This window comes from Mycolicibacterium litorale, from assembly GCF_010731695.1.
Classification (GTDB): domain Bacteria; phylum Actinomycetota; class Actinomycetes; order Mycobacteriales; family Mycobacteriaceae; genus Mycobacterium; species Mycobacterium litorale.
This window is the reverse complement of record NZ_AP022586.1, coordinates 1,886,638-1,902,844: the sequence shown is the minus strand read 5'-3', so window position 1 is coordinate 1,902,844 and position 16,207 is coordinate 1,886,638. Positions and strand designations below refer to the sequence as shown.

Here is a 16,207-nt window from a genome sequence, read left to right as displayed (position 1 = left end):
TTCCTGCAACCGGGGGTACCAGCAAATCCGGCACTCAACGAGCCCGAACATGCGGAGGTGGTTGTGCGGGAGCTGTGGGACTACCTCACCAGCCACCAGGCGCAGCTGATCTTCGACTCCTACCAGCATGTCAGCGCGGTGGTGCAGAGCGTGCTCATCGCGACGGTCATCGGTGTCGCGGTTGGAGTGCTGACGTACCGGAACACCGCCGCGGCCAACCTCGCCACCGCGACCTCCAGCGTGATCCTGACGGTGCCGGCGTTCGCACTGCTGGGTCTGCTGATCCCGCTGTTCGGCCTCGGTGTGGTCCCCAGTGTGGCGGCGCTGGTGCTGTACTCGCTGCTGCCGATCATCCGGAACACGATCGTCGGGCTCAACGCGGTCGACCCGGCGCTCACCGACGCCGCGCGGGGGATCGGCATGAGCCGGCTGGCCACGCTGCGGCGTGTCGAACTGCGGCTGGTGTGGCCGTCGATCCTGTCGGCCATGCGGATCAGCACCCAGATGTCGATGGGCGTGCTGGCCATCGCCGCCTACGTCAAAGGCCCCGGGCTCGGAAACCTGATCTTCGCCGGGCTGGCACGGGTCGGCAGCCCCACCGCCGTACCGATGGCGCTGACCGGAACGCTGCTCATCGTCATCCTCGCACTGGTCCTCGATGCCGTGCTCGTGCTGATCGGGCGGCTCACCACATCGAAAGGCATTCGATGACAACACAGAACGGCGCGACGGTGACCGATCCCTCGGGCGTGCGCATCGAACTCGACCACGTGTCCAAGATCTATCCGGGTGCCACCACGCCGGCGGTCGACGATGCGTCGCTGGACATCCCGGCCGGCGAGATCGTCGTGTTCGTCGGCCCGTCCGGATGCGGCAAGACGACGATGATGCGGATGATCAACCGGCTCTCCGAGCCGACCTCGGGCCGGATCCGCATCGGCGACCAGGATGCGCTGTCGATCAAACCCACCGAACTGCGGCGCAAGATCGGCTACTCGATCCAGCAGGCGGGCCTGTTCCCGCACATGACGATCCGCCAGAATGTCGGTCTGGTGCCCGGACTGCTGCGCTGGGACCGCAAGCGCATCGACTCGCGGGTCGACGAACTGCTCGACCTGGTGGGTCTGGAACCGGGGCAGTACGCCGACCGGTATCCCCGTCAGCTCTCCGGTGGTCAGCAGCAGCGTGTCGGTGTCGCGCGCGCACTGGCCGCCGACCCGCCGGTGCTGTTGATGGACGAGCCGTTCGGCGCCGTCGACCCGATCACCCGCAGCACACTGCAGGACGAATTGCTGCGTCTGCAAACCGAATTGCGCAAGACCATCGTGTTCGTCACCCACGACTTCGGGGAGGCGGTCAAACTCGGCGACCGGATCGCCGTGCTGGGCCCTCGATCGAAGGTGCTGCAGTACGACACCCCGCAGACGATCCTGGCCAGCCCGGCCGACGACACGGTCGCCGGATTCGTCGGATCCGGCGCCTCCCTGCGTCAACTCGGTCTGATGCGCATCAAGGACGTCGAGCTGCGCGACCACCTGGCGGTGTCGGCCGACGACACCGTCGAGCAGGTCCGCACCAAGTTGGCGGACTGCGAATTCGACTGGGCGGTCGTGGTCGACCAGCGGCACCGGCCGGTCAAGTGGGTGCGCGAATCACGGTTGCGGCACGCGGCGACGCTGTCGGACGCGGTGGAGGACCTCGACGTCGTCAGCACACACTCGACACTGGAGGACGCGCTGGAGGCGATCCTCGCCGAACAGCACGCGTCGGCGGTGGTGACCGGCCCCAGCGGCCGCTACGCCGGTGTGGTCACCCTCGACACGCTCATCGACACGATCACCCGGCTGCGCGCGGAGGCGAACGCGGAGACCTCCGAGCCGTGAGCACCGTCGCCGATCGGGTTCAGACCGGGAAGACGCCCGCCACCACCTCGGGGGAACGGCTCCGGCTGCTCATCCAGCCGGCGCTCGTGCTCGTGGTCGGCGCGGCGGTGGTGTTCTGGGCGTTCAACCGCGATCTCACGGCGACCCAGCAGGAGAACATCAACCCCGGCAACGTCGCGACCCTGATCTGGCAGCACCTGCTCATCACCGCCGCGGTGACCACCATCGTGCTCGCCGTCGGTGTGCCGCTGGGCATCCTGGTCACCAGACCGGGCGCAAAAGCGTTGCGCCCGTTGTTCATCGGGGTGGCGAACATCGGGCAGGCGGCGCCAGCGATCGGTCTGCTCGTGCTGCTCTTCCTCGTCACCGCGCGGACCGGCTTCTGGATCGGTGTCCTGCCGATCGCGCTGTACTCACTGCTTCCGGTGCTGGCGAGCACCATTCTGGGCCTCGACCAGGTGGACCGGTCGCTCATCGACGCCGGTCTGGGACAGGGGATGTCGCGGAGCGGGCTGCTGCTGCGGGTCGAGCTCCCGCTCGCGGTGCCTTACATCCTCGCGGGCCTGCGCACGTCGCTGGTGCTCGCGGTCGGCACGGCGACGCTGTCGTTCCTGGTCAACGCGGGCGGGCTCGGCATCCTCATCGACACCGGTTACAAGCTCCAGGACGACGTGACGCTCATCCTCGGCAGTGTGCTCGCCGTCTGCCTGGCGCTGCTGGTCGACTGGCTGGGCGGGCTGGCGGAGTTCTTCCTCAACCCCAAGGGGCTGCGATGAGCGGGGATTTCGGCGTGCGCAGTCGCGCCCGGCGCGACCAGCCACGCCGAAATCGCGCTGTAGCCCTCGCGTGCGCGATCGTCTTGGCGGTCAGTGGGTGCGGGCTCGGCTCCGGCGGCTCCGTACCGCTGAAGGTCGGGCCCGGGTCGGTGACGCCGACTCCCGGGCTCGAGGGTGCGTTGATCACCGTCGGCTCCAAGGAGTACACCGAGCAGGTCATCCTCGGGTACATCCTCGAATTCACCTTGATGGCCGCCGGCGCCGACGTGCGCGACCTGACCGGCATCGTGGGTTCGCGCAGCACCCGCGAAGCGCAACTGTCCGGTCAGGTCGACGTCGCCTACGAGTTCACCGGCAACGCGTGGATCAACTACCTCGGTCACGAGAAGCCGATCCCGAACACCCGCGAACAGTTCGAAGCGGTGCGCGACGAGGACCTCGAGCGCAACGGCATGGTGTGGCTCGAACCCGGACCGATGGACGACACGTACGCCCTGGCGGCCAGCAAGCAGGTCGTCGAACGCACCGGGGTGCGCACGCTGTCGCAGTACGCCGACCTGGTGCGGACCAACCCGGCCGCGGCCAAGACGTGCGTCGACACCGAGTTCCGTGCCCGTCAGGACGGCTTCCCGGGCATGGCCGCCGCCTACGGTTTCGACGCCGCGCGCGCTCAGACGCCGATCCTGCAGGTGGGCATCATCTACCAGGCCACCGCCGACGCCCGCCAGTGCGATTTCGGTGAGGTGTTCACCACCGACGGCCGGATCGCCGCGCTGGACCTGACCGTGCTCACCGACGACAAACAGTTCTTCGCGCACTACAACCCGTCGGTCACCATGAAGCGGGAATTCTTCGACGCCCACCCCGAGATCGCCGACGTCACTGCACCGGTCACCGCCGCGCTGACGAACGACGCGATCATCGAGATGAATAAGCAGGTCGACGTCGACGGCCGCGACCCGGCCATGGTGGCCCGCGACTGGATGGTCGCCGAAGGGTTCGTCACCCCCGCCTGAACTGGCCGAATGCCGGGAAGTGTGACATAGGTCATTTGCTGCTGCCGGCTATTCCGTCCCGCACATTCACTGGCCGGGGACCCGGCGGGGACGTACGTTGCGATTGAACCGATACCGCGGGTACCGGTAACAATCGTGAAAGGGGTCCACTATGTCCGCTCTGATCGTCATGGCTGTGGCGCTGTTCGTTCTCGTCACCCTTCTCGGCCTGCCCTACCAGCAGTCGTGGTACCGCCGGTGGGGTGGCTCGGACCGCTGAGCCGACGCGGTGGGGTACGAATGGTGAGTGACCCCGCCGCACTCCGCGCCGACCGTTCTACTGCTGTCGACTTCTGACACCGACCTGATCACCGCCCGCTCCAGCGGGGCACGGTATCGCTGGGCGAATCCCTCCCGGCTGGTGGCCGGTGAGCTCGAGGAGTTGCTCGACGAGGCCGACGCCGTGGTCATCCGCATTCTCGGCGGTTACCGCGCGTGGCAGGACGGTATCGACACGGTCGTGGCCCGCGGGCTGCCCACCGTGGTCGTCAGCGGGGAGCAGGCGCCCGACGCGGAGTTGATGCGGCACTCGACCGTTCCCCAGGGCGCCGCGCTGCAGGCGCACGTCTACCTCGCCCAGGGCGGCGTCGACAACCTGCGCCAGCTACACGCGTTCCTGTGCGACACGCTGCTGATGACCGGCTTCGGCTTCGCGCCGCCCGTCACCACGCCGACCTGGGGAGTGCTCGAGCGCGACGCCCCGGCGACCGACGGCCCCACTGTCGCCGTCCTCTACTACCGGGCTCAACAGCTGGCCGGCAACACCGCCTACATCGAAGCGCTGTGCGATGCGATCGAGGCGCTCGGCGGACGGCCGCTGCCGGTGTACTGCGCATCGTTGCGCACCGCCGAACCGGACCTGCTGGCGCTGCTGGGCTCCGCCGATGCGCTGATCACCACGGTGCTCGCCGCGGGTGCGGCCACTCCGGCCGCGGTGGGCGCCGGAGGCAGCGACGACAGCTGGGACGTCGCGCACCTCGCCGCGCTGGACGTGCCGATCCTGCAGGGCCTGTGCCTGACCAGTTCCCGTGCGCAGTGGAGTGACAACGACGACGGCCTCTCGCCGCTCGACGTCGCCACCCAGGTGGCCGTCCCCGAATTCGACGGGCGCGTGATCACGGTGCCGTTCTCGTTCAAAGAGATCGACAGCGAGGGGCTAATCTCCTACGTCGCCGACCCCGAACGATGCGCCCGGGTCGCCGGTATCGCTCTGCGGCACGCCCGACTGCGGCGAATTCCCGTGTCCGACAAGCGTATCGCGGTGGTGTTCTCCGCCTACCCGACCAAGCACGCCCGCATCGGCAACGCCGTCGGGCTCGACACCCCGGCCAGTGCGGTGGCGCTGCTCCGCGCGATGCGCGACGCCGGCTACGACATCGGTGCCGTGCCGGGAGTGGAAGCAGGCGATGGCGATGCGCTGATCCACGCCCTCATCGAACGCGGCGGCCAGGATCCGGACTGGCTCACCGACGGGCAGCTGACCGGCAACCCGATCCGGCTGTCCGCCCGCGAATACCGCAAGTGGTTCGACACGCTGCCCCCCGAACTCACCGACGCCGTCGTCGAGCACTGGGGGCCGCCCCCCGGCGAGCTGTTCGTCGATCGCAGCCAGGATCCCGACGGTGAGATCGTCATCGCGGCAATGCAATCCGGGAACGTCGTGCTGATGGTGCAGCCGCCCCGCGGGTTCGGCGAGAACCCGGTCGCGATCTACCACGACCCCGACCTTCCGCCCAGCCACCACTACCTGGCCGCCTACCGCTGGATCGACGCCGGATTCGGCGCCGACGCCGTGGTGCACCTCGGCAAGCACGGCAACCTCGAATGGCTGCCCGGCAAGACGCTCGGCATGTCCGCGGCCTGCGGCACGGACGCCGCGCTGGGCGATCTGCCGCTCATCTACCCGTTCCTGGTCAACGATCCGGGGGAGGGGACCCAGGCCAAGCGGCGCGCGCACGCGACGCTGGTGGACCACCTCATCCCACCGATGGCGCGGGCCGAGTCCTACGGCGACATCGCCCGCCTCGAGCAACTGCTCGACGAGCACGCCAACGTCTCGGCCCTCGACCCGAACAAGCTTCCCGCGGTGCGCCAACAGATCTGGACGCTGATGCGCGCGGCCAAGATGGACCACGACCTCGGTCTGGAGGAGCGGCCCGACGAGGACTCGTTCGACGACATGCTGCTGCACGTCGACGGCTGGCTGTGCGAGATCAAGGACGTCCAGATCCGCGACGGTCTGCACATCCTCGGCGCCCCGCCCGCCGGCGACACCGAACTGGACCTGGTGCTGGCGATCCTGCGGGCGCGGCAGCTGTTCGGTGGCGAGCAGACGCTGCCCGGCCTGCGTCAGGCCCTCGGCCTGGCCGAAGACGGCCACGACGAGCGCACCAGCGTCGACGCCGTCGAAGCCCAAGCCCGCCACCTGGTTGCCGCGCTGCAGGCGGCGGACTGGGACGCCGCCGCGGTGGACGGCATCACCGACAACCCGCAGGTCGCCGCGATCCTGCGGTTCGCCGCCACCGAGGTGGTGCATCGCTTGGCCGGGACCGCCACCGAGATCCCGCAGGTGCTGCGCGCCCTCGAGGGCCGCTACATCGAGGCGGGCCCGTCGGGTTCGCCGCTGCGGGGTCTGGTCAACGTGCTGCCGACCGGACGCAACTTCTACTCCGTGGACCCCAAGGCCGTGCCGTCGAGATTGGCCTGGGAAACCGGTGTGGCGATGGCGGATTCGCTGCTCGAGCGGTACCGCGACGACTACGGGACCTGGCCGCGTTCGGTCGGTCTCTCGGTGTGGGGTACCTCGGCCATGCGCACCTCCGGTGACGACATCGCCGAAGTGCTTGCGCTGCTCGGGGTTCGGCCGGCTTGGGACGACGCCTCCCGGCGGGTGGTCGACCTGGAGCCGATCGACCTGGCCGAACTCGGCCGCCCGCGCATCGACGTCACCGTGCGCATCTCGGGCTTCTTCCGCGACGCCTTCCCGCACGTGGTCGCCATGCTCGACGACGCCGTCACCCTCGTCGCCGGCCTCGACGAATCCGACGACGACAACTACGTGCGCGCCCACGCCCGGGCCGACCTGGCCCAGCACGGCGACCAACGACGTGCCACCACACGGATCTTCGGCTCCAAGCCCGGGACCTACGGCGCCGGACTGCTGCAGCTGATCGACAGCCGCAACTGGCGTGACGACGCCGACCTCGCCGAGGTCTACACCGCGTGGGGCGGCTTCGCCTACGGACGCGGCCTGGACGGCAGACCCGCCGCCGACGACATGAACCGCAGCTACCGCCGAATCGCCGTGGCCGCCAAGAACACCGACACCCGCGAACACGACATCGCCGACTCCGACGACTACTTCCAGTACCACGGCGGCATGGTCGCCACCGTGCGCGCGCTGACCGGCAAGGCGCCCGCGGCCTACATCGGCGACAACACCCGCCCGGACGCGGTGCGGACCCGGACCCTGTCCGAGGAGACCAACCGGGTGTTCCGTGCCCGCGTGGTCAACCCCCGCTGGATCACCGCGATGCGCAGGCACGGGTACAAGGGTGCGTTCGAGATGGCCGCGACCGTCGACTACCTGTTCGGTTACGACGCCACCGCCCACGTCATGGCGGACTGGATGTACGACCGGCTGTCGCAGGAGTACGTCCTCGACGCCGAGAACCGCAAGTTCATGGAGGAGTCCAACCCGTGGGCGCTGCACGGGATGGCCGAGCGGTTGCTGGAGGCCGCGGGGCGCGGGATGTGGGCCGAGCCCGACCCCGCCACCCTCGACGGGCTACGCCGGGTGCTGCTGGAGACCGAAGGCGAACTGGAGGGCTGATCGCGGCGCGGTGGGCCTTCGCCCCGCTAGGTTTGATCACATGGCCCCCACCTTTGCCGAGATCGCCGGATCCGAGTACGTCCTGCTGACCACCTTCACCCGCGACGGCCGACCGAAACCGACCGCGGTGTGGGCCGCACCGGACGGCGACCGTCTGCTGGTGATCACCCAGGAGAAGTCGTGGAAGGTCAAGCGGATCCGCAACACCCCGCGCGTCACGCTCGCCAAGTGCGACCGGGCCGGTAAACCGCAGAGCGAGGCCGTCGACGCCACCGCGACCATCCTGGACAAGTCCCGCAACGCCGAGGTGTACGACGCGCTCGGCGCGCGCTACGGGCTGATGGGTAAGACCTTCAACTTCTTCAGCAAGCTGCGCGGCGGGATGCGCAACAACGTCGGCCTCGAGCTGAAGGCGGCCTGACGTGGCGGCCACGTTCGAGGACGTCTACGGCGAGAAGTACCTGCTGTTGACGACCTTCACCAAGGACGGCAGACCCAAGCCCACCCCGGTGTGGGGCGTGCCCGACGGCGACAAGCTGCTCGTCATCACCGACGACGGGTCGTGGAAGACCAAGCGCATCAACAACACTCCGCGGGTCACCATCCAGAAGTGCGGTGTGCTCGGTAAGCCCAAGGGTGAACCGGTCGAGGCGGTCGCCCGCAACCTGCCGAAATCCGAGACCCGGCGGGTCTGGAACATGGTGACCCGGCGCTACTGGGTGCACGCCTGGTGGTGGGTGCCGCACGCGATCATCCGCGGCGGCGTCGACAAGCTGCACAGCGCGATCGAGGTGACCAGCCCGGCCTAGCGTCAGGTCCTCAGGTGCCGGTCGAAGAACGCGAACACCCGGCCCCACGCGTCCTCGGTGGCCTCGGCGTGATAGCCGAACTGGGCGATGCGCAGGAAAGGCTGGATCGGCAGCTGGTTGGCGAAGCTGTGCCCGGCGTCCGGGTAGACCTTGATGTCCGCCGGCACGCCCTTGGCCTCGGTCATGGCCTGCAGTTTCGGCCCGGCCCCGATGCCCAGCGGGTCGCGGCGGCCGAAGCTGGCCACCACCGGGCAGGAGGCGTCGAGGGTCTCCTCGATGCGCTTCGGCAGCGGGGTGCCGTAGAACGGGGCCGAGGCGCCGAAGTTGCCGGGCCCGAGGAGCAGCGCGAACTGCCCGCCCATGCAGAAACCGGCGATCCCGACCTGGCCCGAACACTCCGGGAGCCCGAGCAGGTGGCCGCGAGCCGCCAGCACGTCGCCGAAGGCGCGGCCGCTCTGTTGCAGCGCTTCGCGGAACACCCGGGTGATGCACCGGGCCCGCCCGCCGCGGGAGTAGAGGTTCGGCGTGATCGATACGTACCCCGCTGCCGCGATCCGCGCCGCGGTGGCCTCGTTGTCCGGGCCGTAGCCGACGGCGTCGTGCACGACCACGACACCCGGCCACGGGCCCTGTCCGTCCGGTACCCCGAGCAGGGCTTCGATCGGACCGTCCGGGGTGTCCACCCGGACCGCGCTCACCGTTGCTGCCATGGTTCCCGAATGTACGGAACCCTCATGAGCCGCCAGACGTTGGAGGGGCATGGCAATGCGGCTGTTCCTGCTCTACGCCGTCGTCGAGATGGCGGTGATCGTCGCGCTCGTCTCGACCATCGGTCTCGGCTGGACGCTCCTGATCTCCCTGGCGACCTTCGTGGTCGGCCTCGCGCTGGCCGGGTCGCAGCTCAAGCGGCAGCTGCAGCGGCTGCGTTCGGGCCTCACCGCGACCACGGCACAGGGTGCGGTGACCGACAGCGCGCTGGTCGCGCTGGGCACCGTGCTCGTGGTGGTCCCCGGCCTGGCCAGTTCGCTGGTCGGGGCGCTCCTGCTGCTGCCGCCGACCCGCGCCGCCGCCCGACCGGTCGCCACGGCGCTGGCGGCACGCAGGCTGGGCCGGCGCGCACCGATCGTCGTGGTCGGCGCCCCGATGCGCCCCCGCCGCGCGGACTACATCGACGGTGAAGTCGTGGAGGTCGTCGACGTGGCGCCCAACACGGTCGAGCCCACCGCGGTGGAGCGCCGGGTCGACTGACCCGGCTACTCTGTCGGGTCCGTGACGACACTGCTGCTCAACGGGCGGGTGCACAGCCCCGCCCAGCCCGATGCCACCGCGCTCGCGGTGCGTGACGGCACCGTGGCCTGGCTGGGCAGCGACGACGTCGGCCGCGCCCAGTTCCCGCAGGCCGAGATCGTGGACCTGGACGGCGCTTTCGTGGCACCGGCTTTCGTCGACAGCCATGTCCACCTCACCGCCACGGGTCTGTCGCTCATCGGCCTGGACCTGCGCCACGCCGGCTCCCTGCGTGAATGCCTCGACCTGCTCGAGCAGTACGTACGCACCCACCCGGGCGGGGTGATCTGGGGTCACGGCTGGGACGAATCCGGATGGCCCGAACCCGTCGCGCCCAGCACCGAGGACATCGACGCGGTGGTGGGGCCACACGCGGCGTACTTGGCCCGGGTCGACGTCCACTCGGCGGTGGCGTCGTCCGCGCTACGCGATCTCGTACCCGGTCTGGCCGACGCCGCCGGATACCACCCCCAGCGGCCCCTGACCGCCGACGCACACCACCGCGTCCGCGCCGCCGCACGCGCCGGACTGACGGCCGCGCAACGTGGCCAGGCCCGCCGCGCCGCGCTGGACGCCGCGGCCGCCCACGGCGTCGTCGCCGTGCACGAGTGCGCGGGTCCGGAGATCGGTGGCCTCGACGACTGGCTGGACCTGCGCCGAACCGAGCACGGCGTGCAGATCTTCGGATACTGGGGCGAGGCCGCCACCGACGCCGCACACGCCCGCGATCTGCTGGACCGCACGGGCGCCCACGGTCTGGCGGGGGATCTGTTCGTCGACGGCGCGCTCGGCTCGCGCACCGCGTGGCTGAGCCGGCCCTACGCCGACGCGCCGGGGGAGTGCGGCAACACCTACCTCGACGAGGACGCCGTCGCGACCCACCTGTCCGCCTGCACCGAGGCGGGAATCACGGCCGGTTTCCACGTCATCGGTGACGCGGCGGTCGGCGCGGTGGTCTCGGCGCTGGCCGGCGTCGTCGCGCGATTCGGGGCCCCCGCGGTGGCCCGCTGCGGTCACCGCCTCGAGCATCTGGAGATGGTGACCGCGGAGCAGGCCGCACAACTCGGGGCCTGGGGTGTCATCGCCAGCATGCAGCCGCATTTCGACGCACTGTGGGGTGGCCCGGCCGGGATGTACGCGCGGCGGCTGGGGTCTGATCGAGCCGCCGGGCTCAACCCGTTCGCGCTGTTAGCATCCCAAGGCGTGCCCCTCGCCTTCGGCTCCGACAGCCCCGTCACCAGCATGGACCCGTGGTCCAGCGTGCGGGCCGCGAGCCACCACCAGACGCCGGGCAGCGCGATCTCGCTGCGCGCCGCGTTCGCCGCGGCCACCCGGGGCGCCTGGCGCGCAGCCGGGGTGCGCGACGGCGTGACCGGCACCCTGGTGCCCGGCGCGCCGGCGTCGTATGCGGTGTGGGAGGCCGACGGCTTCGAGGTCAGCGCACCCGCCGACTCCGTCCAACGCTGGTCGACCGATCCGCGGTCCCGCGTGCCCGCGCTGCCGCGGCTGAGTCCCGGCGATCCGCTGCCGCGCTGTCGTCAGACGGTGCACCGGGGTGTCGTCATCCATGGCTGACGCACCGCCCGGCCGGCTGGCGTCGCTCGGCCCGCGGCTGCGCCGGTTGCCGCGCGCCGTGATCGACCGCATGTGGCAACTGGTCGCCGCGATAGGCGGCGGCCTGCTGCTGTGCGTGAGCTTCCCGCCGTTCGGCTGGTGGTACTGCGCATTCGCCGCGGCCGCCCTGCTGGCGTGGGTGCTGACGAGGGATTCGACGACGCGGGCGGGCGGGTTCGGATACGGGTTCCTGTTCGGGCTGACGTTCTACATCCCGCTGCTGCCGTGGATCAGCGGACTGGTCGGGGCCCTGCCGTGGCTGGCGCTGGCCGCGGTGGAGGCGCTGTTCCCCGCGCTCTTCGGCCTGGCCGCCGTCACCGTGCGCCGGTTGCCCGGCTGGCCGATCTGGTTCGCCGCGCTATGGGCGGCCCAGGAGTGGCTGAAGTCCAGCGTGCCGTTCGGCGGCTTCCCCTGGGGAGCGGTGGCGTTCGGTCAGACCGACGGCCCGCTGCTCGCGCTGGCGCGCTTCGGCGGTGCGCCGCTGCTGTCGTTCGCGGTCGTCCTGGTCGGCTTCGCGCTGGCGGCGCTGGCCGGGGAGATCGTGGAGCGGACCCGCCGCCACGACATCCACGCCGGGGCGCCACCGGCAGTGGTCCTGCCCGGCGCCGTGATCGCGGTGGTGCTGCTGGGCACCGCGGTCGTCTGGCCCCAGGTCCGGCATTCCGGGATGGGCGCCGTCGACGACCAGCCGGTGACCGTCGCCGCGGTGCAGGGCAACGTGCCGCGACTCGGCCTCGAGTTCAACGCCCAGCGACGCGCCGTGCTCGACAACCACGTCCAGGAGACGATGCGGCTCGCGCAGGACGTCCGTGCCGGCCGGGCACCGCAGCCGATGTTCGTGGTGTGGCCGGAGAACTCGTCGGACATCGATCCGCTGGCCAACCCGGACGCCGGTGAACAGATCGCCGCCGCCGCCGCTGCCATCAACGCCCCGATCCTGGTGGGCACCGTGATGCGGACACCCGACTGGAGTCCCGACAACCCGGTGTCGACCAACACCGTGCTCGTGTGGAATCCGGGCACCGGCCCGGCCGACCGCCACGACAAGCGGATCGTGCAGCCGTTCGGCGAGTATCTGCCGTGGCGCGGGTTCTTCAGCAAGCTCTCGCCGTACGCCGACCGGGCCGGCTACTTCATCCCCGGTGACGGCACCGGCGTGGTGAGCGCGGCAGGGGTGCCGGTCGGCATCACCACGTGCTGGGAGGTCATCTTCGACCGTGCGGCCCGCGAATCCGTGCGCAACGGAGCCCAGGTGCTCGCCGTGCCGACCAACAACGCGACCTTCGACGAGGCGATGAGCCGCCAGCAGCTCGCGTTCGGCCGGCTGCGGGCGGTCGAACACGACCGGTACGTGGTGGTCGCGGGCACCACGGGCATCAGCGCGGTGATCGCCCCGGACGGCCGGGAGCTCGCACGGACGTCGTTCTTCGAACCCGCATACCTCGACAACCAGATCCGGTTGAAGACCGACATCACCCCCGCTACCCGGTGGGGTCCCCTCGTGCAGGCGCTGTTGGTGATCGCCGGGGTGGGGGCTGTGATCGCGGCCATACTGCACAATGGAAATTTCGTGCCCAGAAGGTTGCGGCGTCGGCGAACCGCGACCCCGGACCGTGCCACGCTGTCCGGCGCACGCAGCAGCAACGAAGGAGTTACATGACCGACCCCGCGGCGCAAGCGCAACGCCCGGCCCGCCCGAGTCAGCGGACTCTGGTCATCATCCCCACGTACAACGAGCGGGAGAACCTGCCGCTCATCGTCAACCGCGTGCATACCGCGTGCCCGCAGGTGCACATCCTCGTGGTCGACGACGGGAGTCCCGACGGCACCGGCGAACTCGCCGACGAGCTGGCGCTGGCCGATCCCGACCGCATGCACGTGATGCATCGGACCAGCAAGGACGGTCTCGGCGCGGCGTATCTGGCGGGGTTCGCGTGGGGGTTGAGCCGCGAATACTCGGTGCTGGTCGAAATGGATGCCGACGGCAGCCACGCCCCGGAGCAGCTGCACCGGCTACTCGACGCCGTCGATGACGGTGCAGACCTGGCGATCGGGTCGCGCTACGTCCCGGGCGGCACCATCCGCAACTGGCCGCGGCGCCGCTACGCGCTGTCGAAGACGGCCAACACCTACGCCCGGGTGCTACTCGGTGTGGATATCCACGACATCACCGCCGGCTACCGCGCGTACCGGCGTGAAGTGCTCGAGGCGATCGATCTGTCCGCGGTGGATTCGAAGGGCTACTGCTTCCAGATCGACCTGACCTGGCGGACCATCAACAACGGTTTCACCGTCGTCGAGGTGCCCATCACGTTCAGCGAGCGTGAGCTCGGACAGTCGAAGATGAGCGGATCGAACATCCGCGAAGCCATGCTCAAGGTCGCGGACTGGGGAATCCGCGGGCGCTTGGACCGCGCCCGCGGACTGGAATACCGGCGCTAGCCGACGGTCAGCTGCCGCGTCGCTTCGTCTTGATCAGGTCGAGGCGCTCCTTGAGCAGTTCCTCGAGCTCCTCGACGGAGCGGCGCTCCAGCAGCATGTCCCAGTGGGTACGCGGCGGCTTGACCTTCTTCGGCTCCGGGACGTCACCCTCGATCAGGGTGCCCTCCAGGCCGTTACGGCACAGCCAGGTGCCGGGAATCTCGGCGTCGTCGGCGAACGGGACGTCGAATTCCTCGCCGTTGTCGGTGCGGTAGCGAGCGACCTGACGCGGCGCCAGGTCGTGGTTGCGGTCGGTCTCGTAGCTCACAGCTCCGAGGCGACTGCCTCTCAGGACACGATCAGCCATCGTCAACACTCCTCATCGAAAAAAAACTTGCCGGATTATCAACGCGGCGGAGCCACGAACGGTTCCCGACTCGACCCTCCATGATACCGGGATCGGTGGGGTGACCCGTCTACAGTCTGAATTCGTGGAGACCGCGAGCAGACGGCGTACCCGGCCGCAGCCTTGCCGTTGGTGTGGGCGTGAGGTCGCCGACGCGGGGCTGGGTCGTCGCAGGCAGTACTGCAGGCAGTCGTGCCGCCAACGCGCCTACGAGCAGCGCGCGATGGTTCGCGGCACGTCGCTGTCGCCCGACGCGGTCGTGCTGACCGCCGAAGAAGCAGCGTTGCTGGCGGACCGAGTCTTCGAGGTGCGCTGCGCGGCCGAGGACGTCGCCACCGCGGTCGACGAAGGCGCCGGATCCGACGAGTTGCGCCAGCTGTGTGACGCGCTGATGCGCGCGGCCCGGGCAGCCGACGGCTGGCGGTAGGTTTTCCCGTTCCCGCCCCGGGTAATTGGACGCGGTGGTTGGACAAGGCAAGTACGCGGCCGAGCTGAGTCGCACGGCACAACGGGTGTTCGGCTGGGACGAACTACACCCCGAACAGCTCGAGGCGATGGAGGCCATTCTCGCGGGCCGCGACGTGGTGGCGGTGCTGCCGACCGGATCGGGCAAGTCCGCGATCTACCAGGTTCCCGCGGTGCTGCTCGAGGGCGCCACCGTGGTCGTGTCGCCGTTGATCGCGCTGCAGCAGGACCAGATCGCCGGCCTGGCCGACACCCGTGCCCCCGAGGCCGTCGCGATCCACTCCCAGCAGCGCTCCTCGGTGACCGCGGACAACTGGGATGCGGTGCGCAGCCACGAGGCCGAGTACATCTTCGTGTCGCCCGAACAGCTCGCCAACGACGCGGTGGTCAGCCGACTCACCGAGGCCGCTGTCTCGCTGATCGTCGTCGACGAGGCCCACTGCGTATCGGCGTGGGGGCACGACTTCCGGCCCGACTACCTGCGGCTGGGCGAGGCCTTCGCCCAGTTCGGGAAAGGGGCGCCCGTGGTTGCGTTGACCGCCACCGCGTCGGTCGTGGTGCGCCGCGAGATCGTGGAGCGGCTGCGGCTGCGCGACCCGCTGATGGTGGTGGGCAACTTCGACCGGCCGAATCTGACACTGGAGGTCCAGCAGTTCGTCCGCGACACCGACAAGCGCGCCGCGGTCGTCGAGACGGTCGCGGACCTGACCGGGCCCGGACTGCTGTACACCGCCACGCGCAAAGACGCCGAGCGCTACGCCGAGTCGCTGACCGAACGTGGTGTGCGCGCCGCGGTTTACCACGCGGGTCTCGCGGCGGCCGAGCGGGAGAGCGTCCACGAGCGCTTCCGCGACGACGAGCTCGAGGTGGTGGTGGCGACGTCGGCGTTCGGCATGGGAATCGACAAACCCAACGTGCGGTTCGTCGTCCACGCCTCGGTGCCCGATTCGCTCGACTCGTTCTACCAGCAGATCGGCAGGGCCGGTCGAGACGGTGAGCATGCGCTGGCCCTGCTGTTCTACCGCGCCGAGGATCTGGGGTTGGCCCGGTTCTTCACCACCCACCGTCCCGACGCCGACCTCATCAAAGCCGTCTACAAGGCGCTCGACACCGACAAGCCGAAGCCCATGAAGAAACTGCGCGCGCAACTCGACCTGCGGGGACGCAGGCTGACCAACGCGATCAACCTGCTCGAGCAGGGAGAGGCGGTTCGGTCCACCCGCAAGGGGTTCCTGTCCAACGGGATCCGACCCCGGGACGCGGTGACCGCAGCGACCGAGGTGGTCGAGGCCCGCGAGCGGGTGGACCGCAGCCGGGTCGAGATGATGCGCGGCTACGCCGAATCCCGGGACTGCCGGCGGCAGTTCCTGCTGAGCTATTTCGGCCAGCCGCTGCACGGCCCGTGCGGCAACTGTGACCGCTGCCGCGACGCCGACACCACCGCCGACACCGGTACCGACACCGGTGAGCAGGCCGCCATCCCGGTCGACACCGCGGTGTCGCACAAGGAGTGGGGGAGTGGCGTCGTCATCGGCGGTGACACCGACCGCATCACCGTGCTGTTCGAGGACTACGGATACCGCACGCTGGCGATGTCGGCGGTCAACGAGAACAACCTGCTGACCACGCTGTGACACAGCCCCTTTCGGTCACCACGAG

15 protein-coding genes are annotated in these 16,207 nt (G+C 69.8%); 13 read left to right on the top strand and 2 right to left on the bottom strand.

Features of this window, described 5'->3' with window-relative positions:
* The first annotated feature begins 63 nt into the window (after positions 1-63).
* The 7 genes from G6N30_RS08875 to G6N30_RS08845 all read left to right on the top strand — a co-directional run bounded on the left by G6N30_RS08875 (position 64) and on the right by G6N30_RS08845 (position 8,355).
* Positions 64-711, top strand: a complete 648-nt coding sequence (locus tag G6N30_RS08875; RefSeq protein WP_134055090.1) for an ABC transporter permease — start codon at positions 64-66, stop codon at positions 709-711.
* Positions 708-1,883 carry a betaine/proline/choline family ABC transporter ATP-binding protein gene (locus G6N30_RS08870; protein WP_134051952.1) on the top strand — a complete coding sequence of 392 codons (1,176 nt, stop codon included), beginning with the start codon at positions 708-710 and terminating at the stop codon, positions 1,881-1,883. The genes G6N30_RS08875 and G6N30_RS08870 overlap by 4 nt, the downstream gene beginning before the upstream one ends.
* On the top strand, positions 1,880-2,659 hold the full coding sequence (locus G6N30_RS08865) for an ABC transporter permease (protein WP_134051950.1): 780 nt from the start codon (positions 1,880-1,882) through the stop codon (positions 2,657-2,659). The genes G6N30_RS08870 and G6N30_RS08865 overlap by 4 nt, the downstream gene beginning before the upstream one ends.
* Complete coding sequence (locus tag G6N30_RS08860; RefSeq protein WP_134051948.1) at positions 2,656-3,675, top strand: glycine betaine ABC transporter substrate-binding protein; 1,020 nt, start codon at positions 2,656-2,658, stop codon at positions 3,673-3,675. The genes G6N30_RS08865 and G6N30_RS08860 overlap by 4 nt, the downstream gene beginning before the upstream one ends.
* 286 nt (positions 3,676-3,961) lie before the next feature.
* Positions 3,962-7,546 carry a cobaltochelatase subunit CobN gene (gene cobN / locus G6N30_RS08855; protein ID WP_134051946.1) on the top strand — a complete coding sequence of 1,195 codons (3,585 nt, stop codon included), beginning with the start codon at positions 3,962-3,964 and terminating at the stop codon, positions 7,544-7,546.
* Between the two features lie 40 nt (positions 7,547-7,586).
* On the top strand, positions 7,587-7,967 hold the full coding sequence (locus G6N30_RS08850) for a PPOX class F420-dependent oxidoreductase (RefSeq protein ID WP_134051944.1): 381 nt from the start codon (positions 7,587-7,589) through the stop codon (positions 7,965-7,967).
* Position 7,968: 1 nt separating this feature from the next.
* A complete protein-coding gene (locus G6N30_RS08845) occupies positions 7,969-8,355 on the top strand; it encodes a PPOX class F420-dependent oxidoreductase (protein WP_134051942.1) in 387 nt (128 codons plus the stop codon).
* 2 nt (positions 8,356-8,357) lie between these two features.
* Here G6N30_RS08845 and G6N30_RS08840 read toward each other — a convergent pair whose 3' ends face one another.
* Positions 8,358-9,065 (bottom strand): dienelactone hydrolase family protein, encoded by a 708-nt coding sequence (locus G6N30_RS08840; RefSeq protein WP_134051940.1) that lies wholly within the window; start codon positions 9,063-9,065, stop codon positions 8,358-8,360.
* A 49-nt stretch (positions 9,066-9,114) separates the two neighbouring features.
* Between G6N30_RS08840 and G6N30_RS08835 the strand changes: the two genes are divergently transcribed.
* Genes G6N30_RS08835 through G6N30_RS08820 form a run of 4 tightly spaced genes read left to right on the top strand, consistent with a single transcriptional unit; the run spans position 9,115 to position 13,698 of the window.
* Positions 9,115-9,603 (top strand): FxsA family protein, encoded by a 489-nt coding sequence (locus tag G6N30_RS08835; RefSeq protein WP_179965569.1) that lies wholly within the window; start codon positions 9,115-9,117, stop codon positions 9,601-9,603.
* 21 nt (positions 9,604-9,624) lie between these two features.
* A complete protein-coding gene (locus tag G6N30_RS08830) occupies positions 9,625-11,217 on the top strand; it encodes an amidohydrolase (RefSeq protein WP_134051938.1) in 1,593 nt (530 codons plus the stop codon).
* Entirely contained in the window at positions 11,210-12,916 is a 1,707-nt protein-coding gene (gene lnt, locus G6N30_RS08825) for an apolipoprotein N-acyltransferase (protein WP_134051936.1), read from the top strand. The genes G6N30_RS08830 and lnt overlap by 8 nt, the downstream gene beginning before the upstream one ends.
* Positions 12,913-13,698: a polyprenol monophosphomannose synthase gene (locus G6N30_RS08820; RefSeq protein ID WP_134051934.1), complete on the top strand. Its 786-nt coding sequence runs from the start codon at positions 12,913-12,915 to the stop codon at positions 13,696-13,698. The genes lnt and G6N30_RS08820 overlap by 4 nt, the downstream gene beginning before the upstream one ends.
* Before the next feature lie 7 nt (positions 13,699-13,705).
* Here the strand turns inward: G6N30_RS08820 and rbpA are convergent, their stop codons facing one another.
* Complete coding sequence (rbpA, locus tag G6N30_RS08815) at positions 13,706-14,044, bottom strand: RNA polymerase-binding protein RbpA (protein ID WP_011559900.1); 339 nt, start codon at positions 14,042-14,044, stop codon at positions 13,706-13,708.
* Positions 14,045-14,144: 100 nt separating this feature from the next.
* On the opposite strand from rbpA, the gene G6N30_RS08810 reads away from it, so the two are divergent.
* Both G6N30_RS08810 and G6N30_RS08805 read left to right on the top strand, forming a co-directional pair.
* Positions 14,145-14,510 (top strand): hypothetical protein, encoded by a 366-nt coding sequence (locus G6N30_RS08810; protein WP_134051932.1) that lies wholly within the window; start codon positions 14,145-14,147, stop codon positions 14,508-14,510.
* 34 nt (positions 14,511-14,544) lie between these two features.
* Positions 14,545-16,182 carry a RecQ family ATP-dependent DNA helicase gene (locus G6N30_RS08805; protein WP_134051930.1) on the top strand — a complete coding sequence of 546 codons (1,638 nt, stop codon included), beginning with the start codon at positions 14,545-14,547 and terminating at the stop codon, positions 16,180-16,182.
* The last annotated feature ends 25 nt before the right edge of the window (positions 16,183-16,207 follow it).

Excerpts from the sequence above, each read along its gene's own strand:
- G6N30_RS08870 (WP_134051952.1), top strand. The coding sequence starts at position 708 with ATGACAACACAGAACGGCGCGACGGTGACCGATCCCTCGGGCGTGCGC.
- G6N30_RS08860 (WP_134051948.1), top strand. The coding sequence starts at position 2,656 with ATGAGCGGGGATTTCGGCGTGCGCAGTCGCGCCCGGCGCGACCAGCCA.
- G6N30_RS08850 (WP_134051944.1), top strand. The coding sequence starts at position 7,587 with ATGGCCCCCACCTTTGCCGAGATCGCCGGATCCGAGTACGTCCTGCTG.
- G6N30_RS08840 (WP_134051940.1), bottom strand. The coding sequence starts at position 9,065 with ATGGCAGCAACGGTGAGCGCGGTCCGGGTGGACACCCCGGACGGTCCG.
- G6N30_RS08835 (WP_179965569.1), top strand. The coding sequence starts at position 9,115 with ATGGCAATGCGGCTGTTCCTGCTCTACGCCGTCGTCGAGATGGCGGTG.
- lnt (WP_134051936.1), top strand. The coding sequence starts at position 11,210 with ATGGCTGACGCACCGCCCGGCCGGCTGGCGTCGCTCGGCCCGCGGCTG.
- G6N30_RS08820 (WP_134051934.1), top strand. The coding sequence starts at position 12,913 with ATGACCGACCCCGCGGCGCAAGCGCAACGCCCGGCCCGCCCGAGTCAG.
- rbpA (WP_011559900.1), bottom strand. The coding sequence starts at position 14,044 with ATGGCTGATCGTGTCCTGAGAGGCAGTCGCCTCGGAGCTGTGAGCTAC.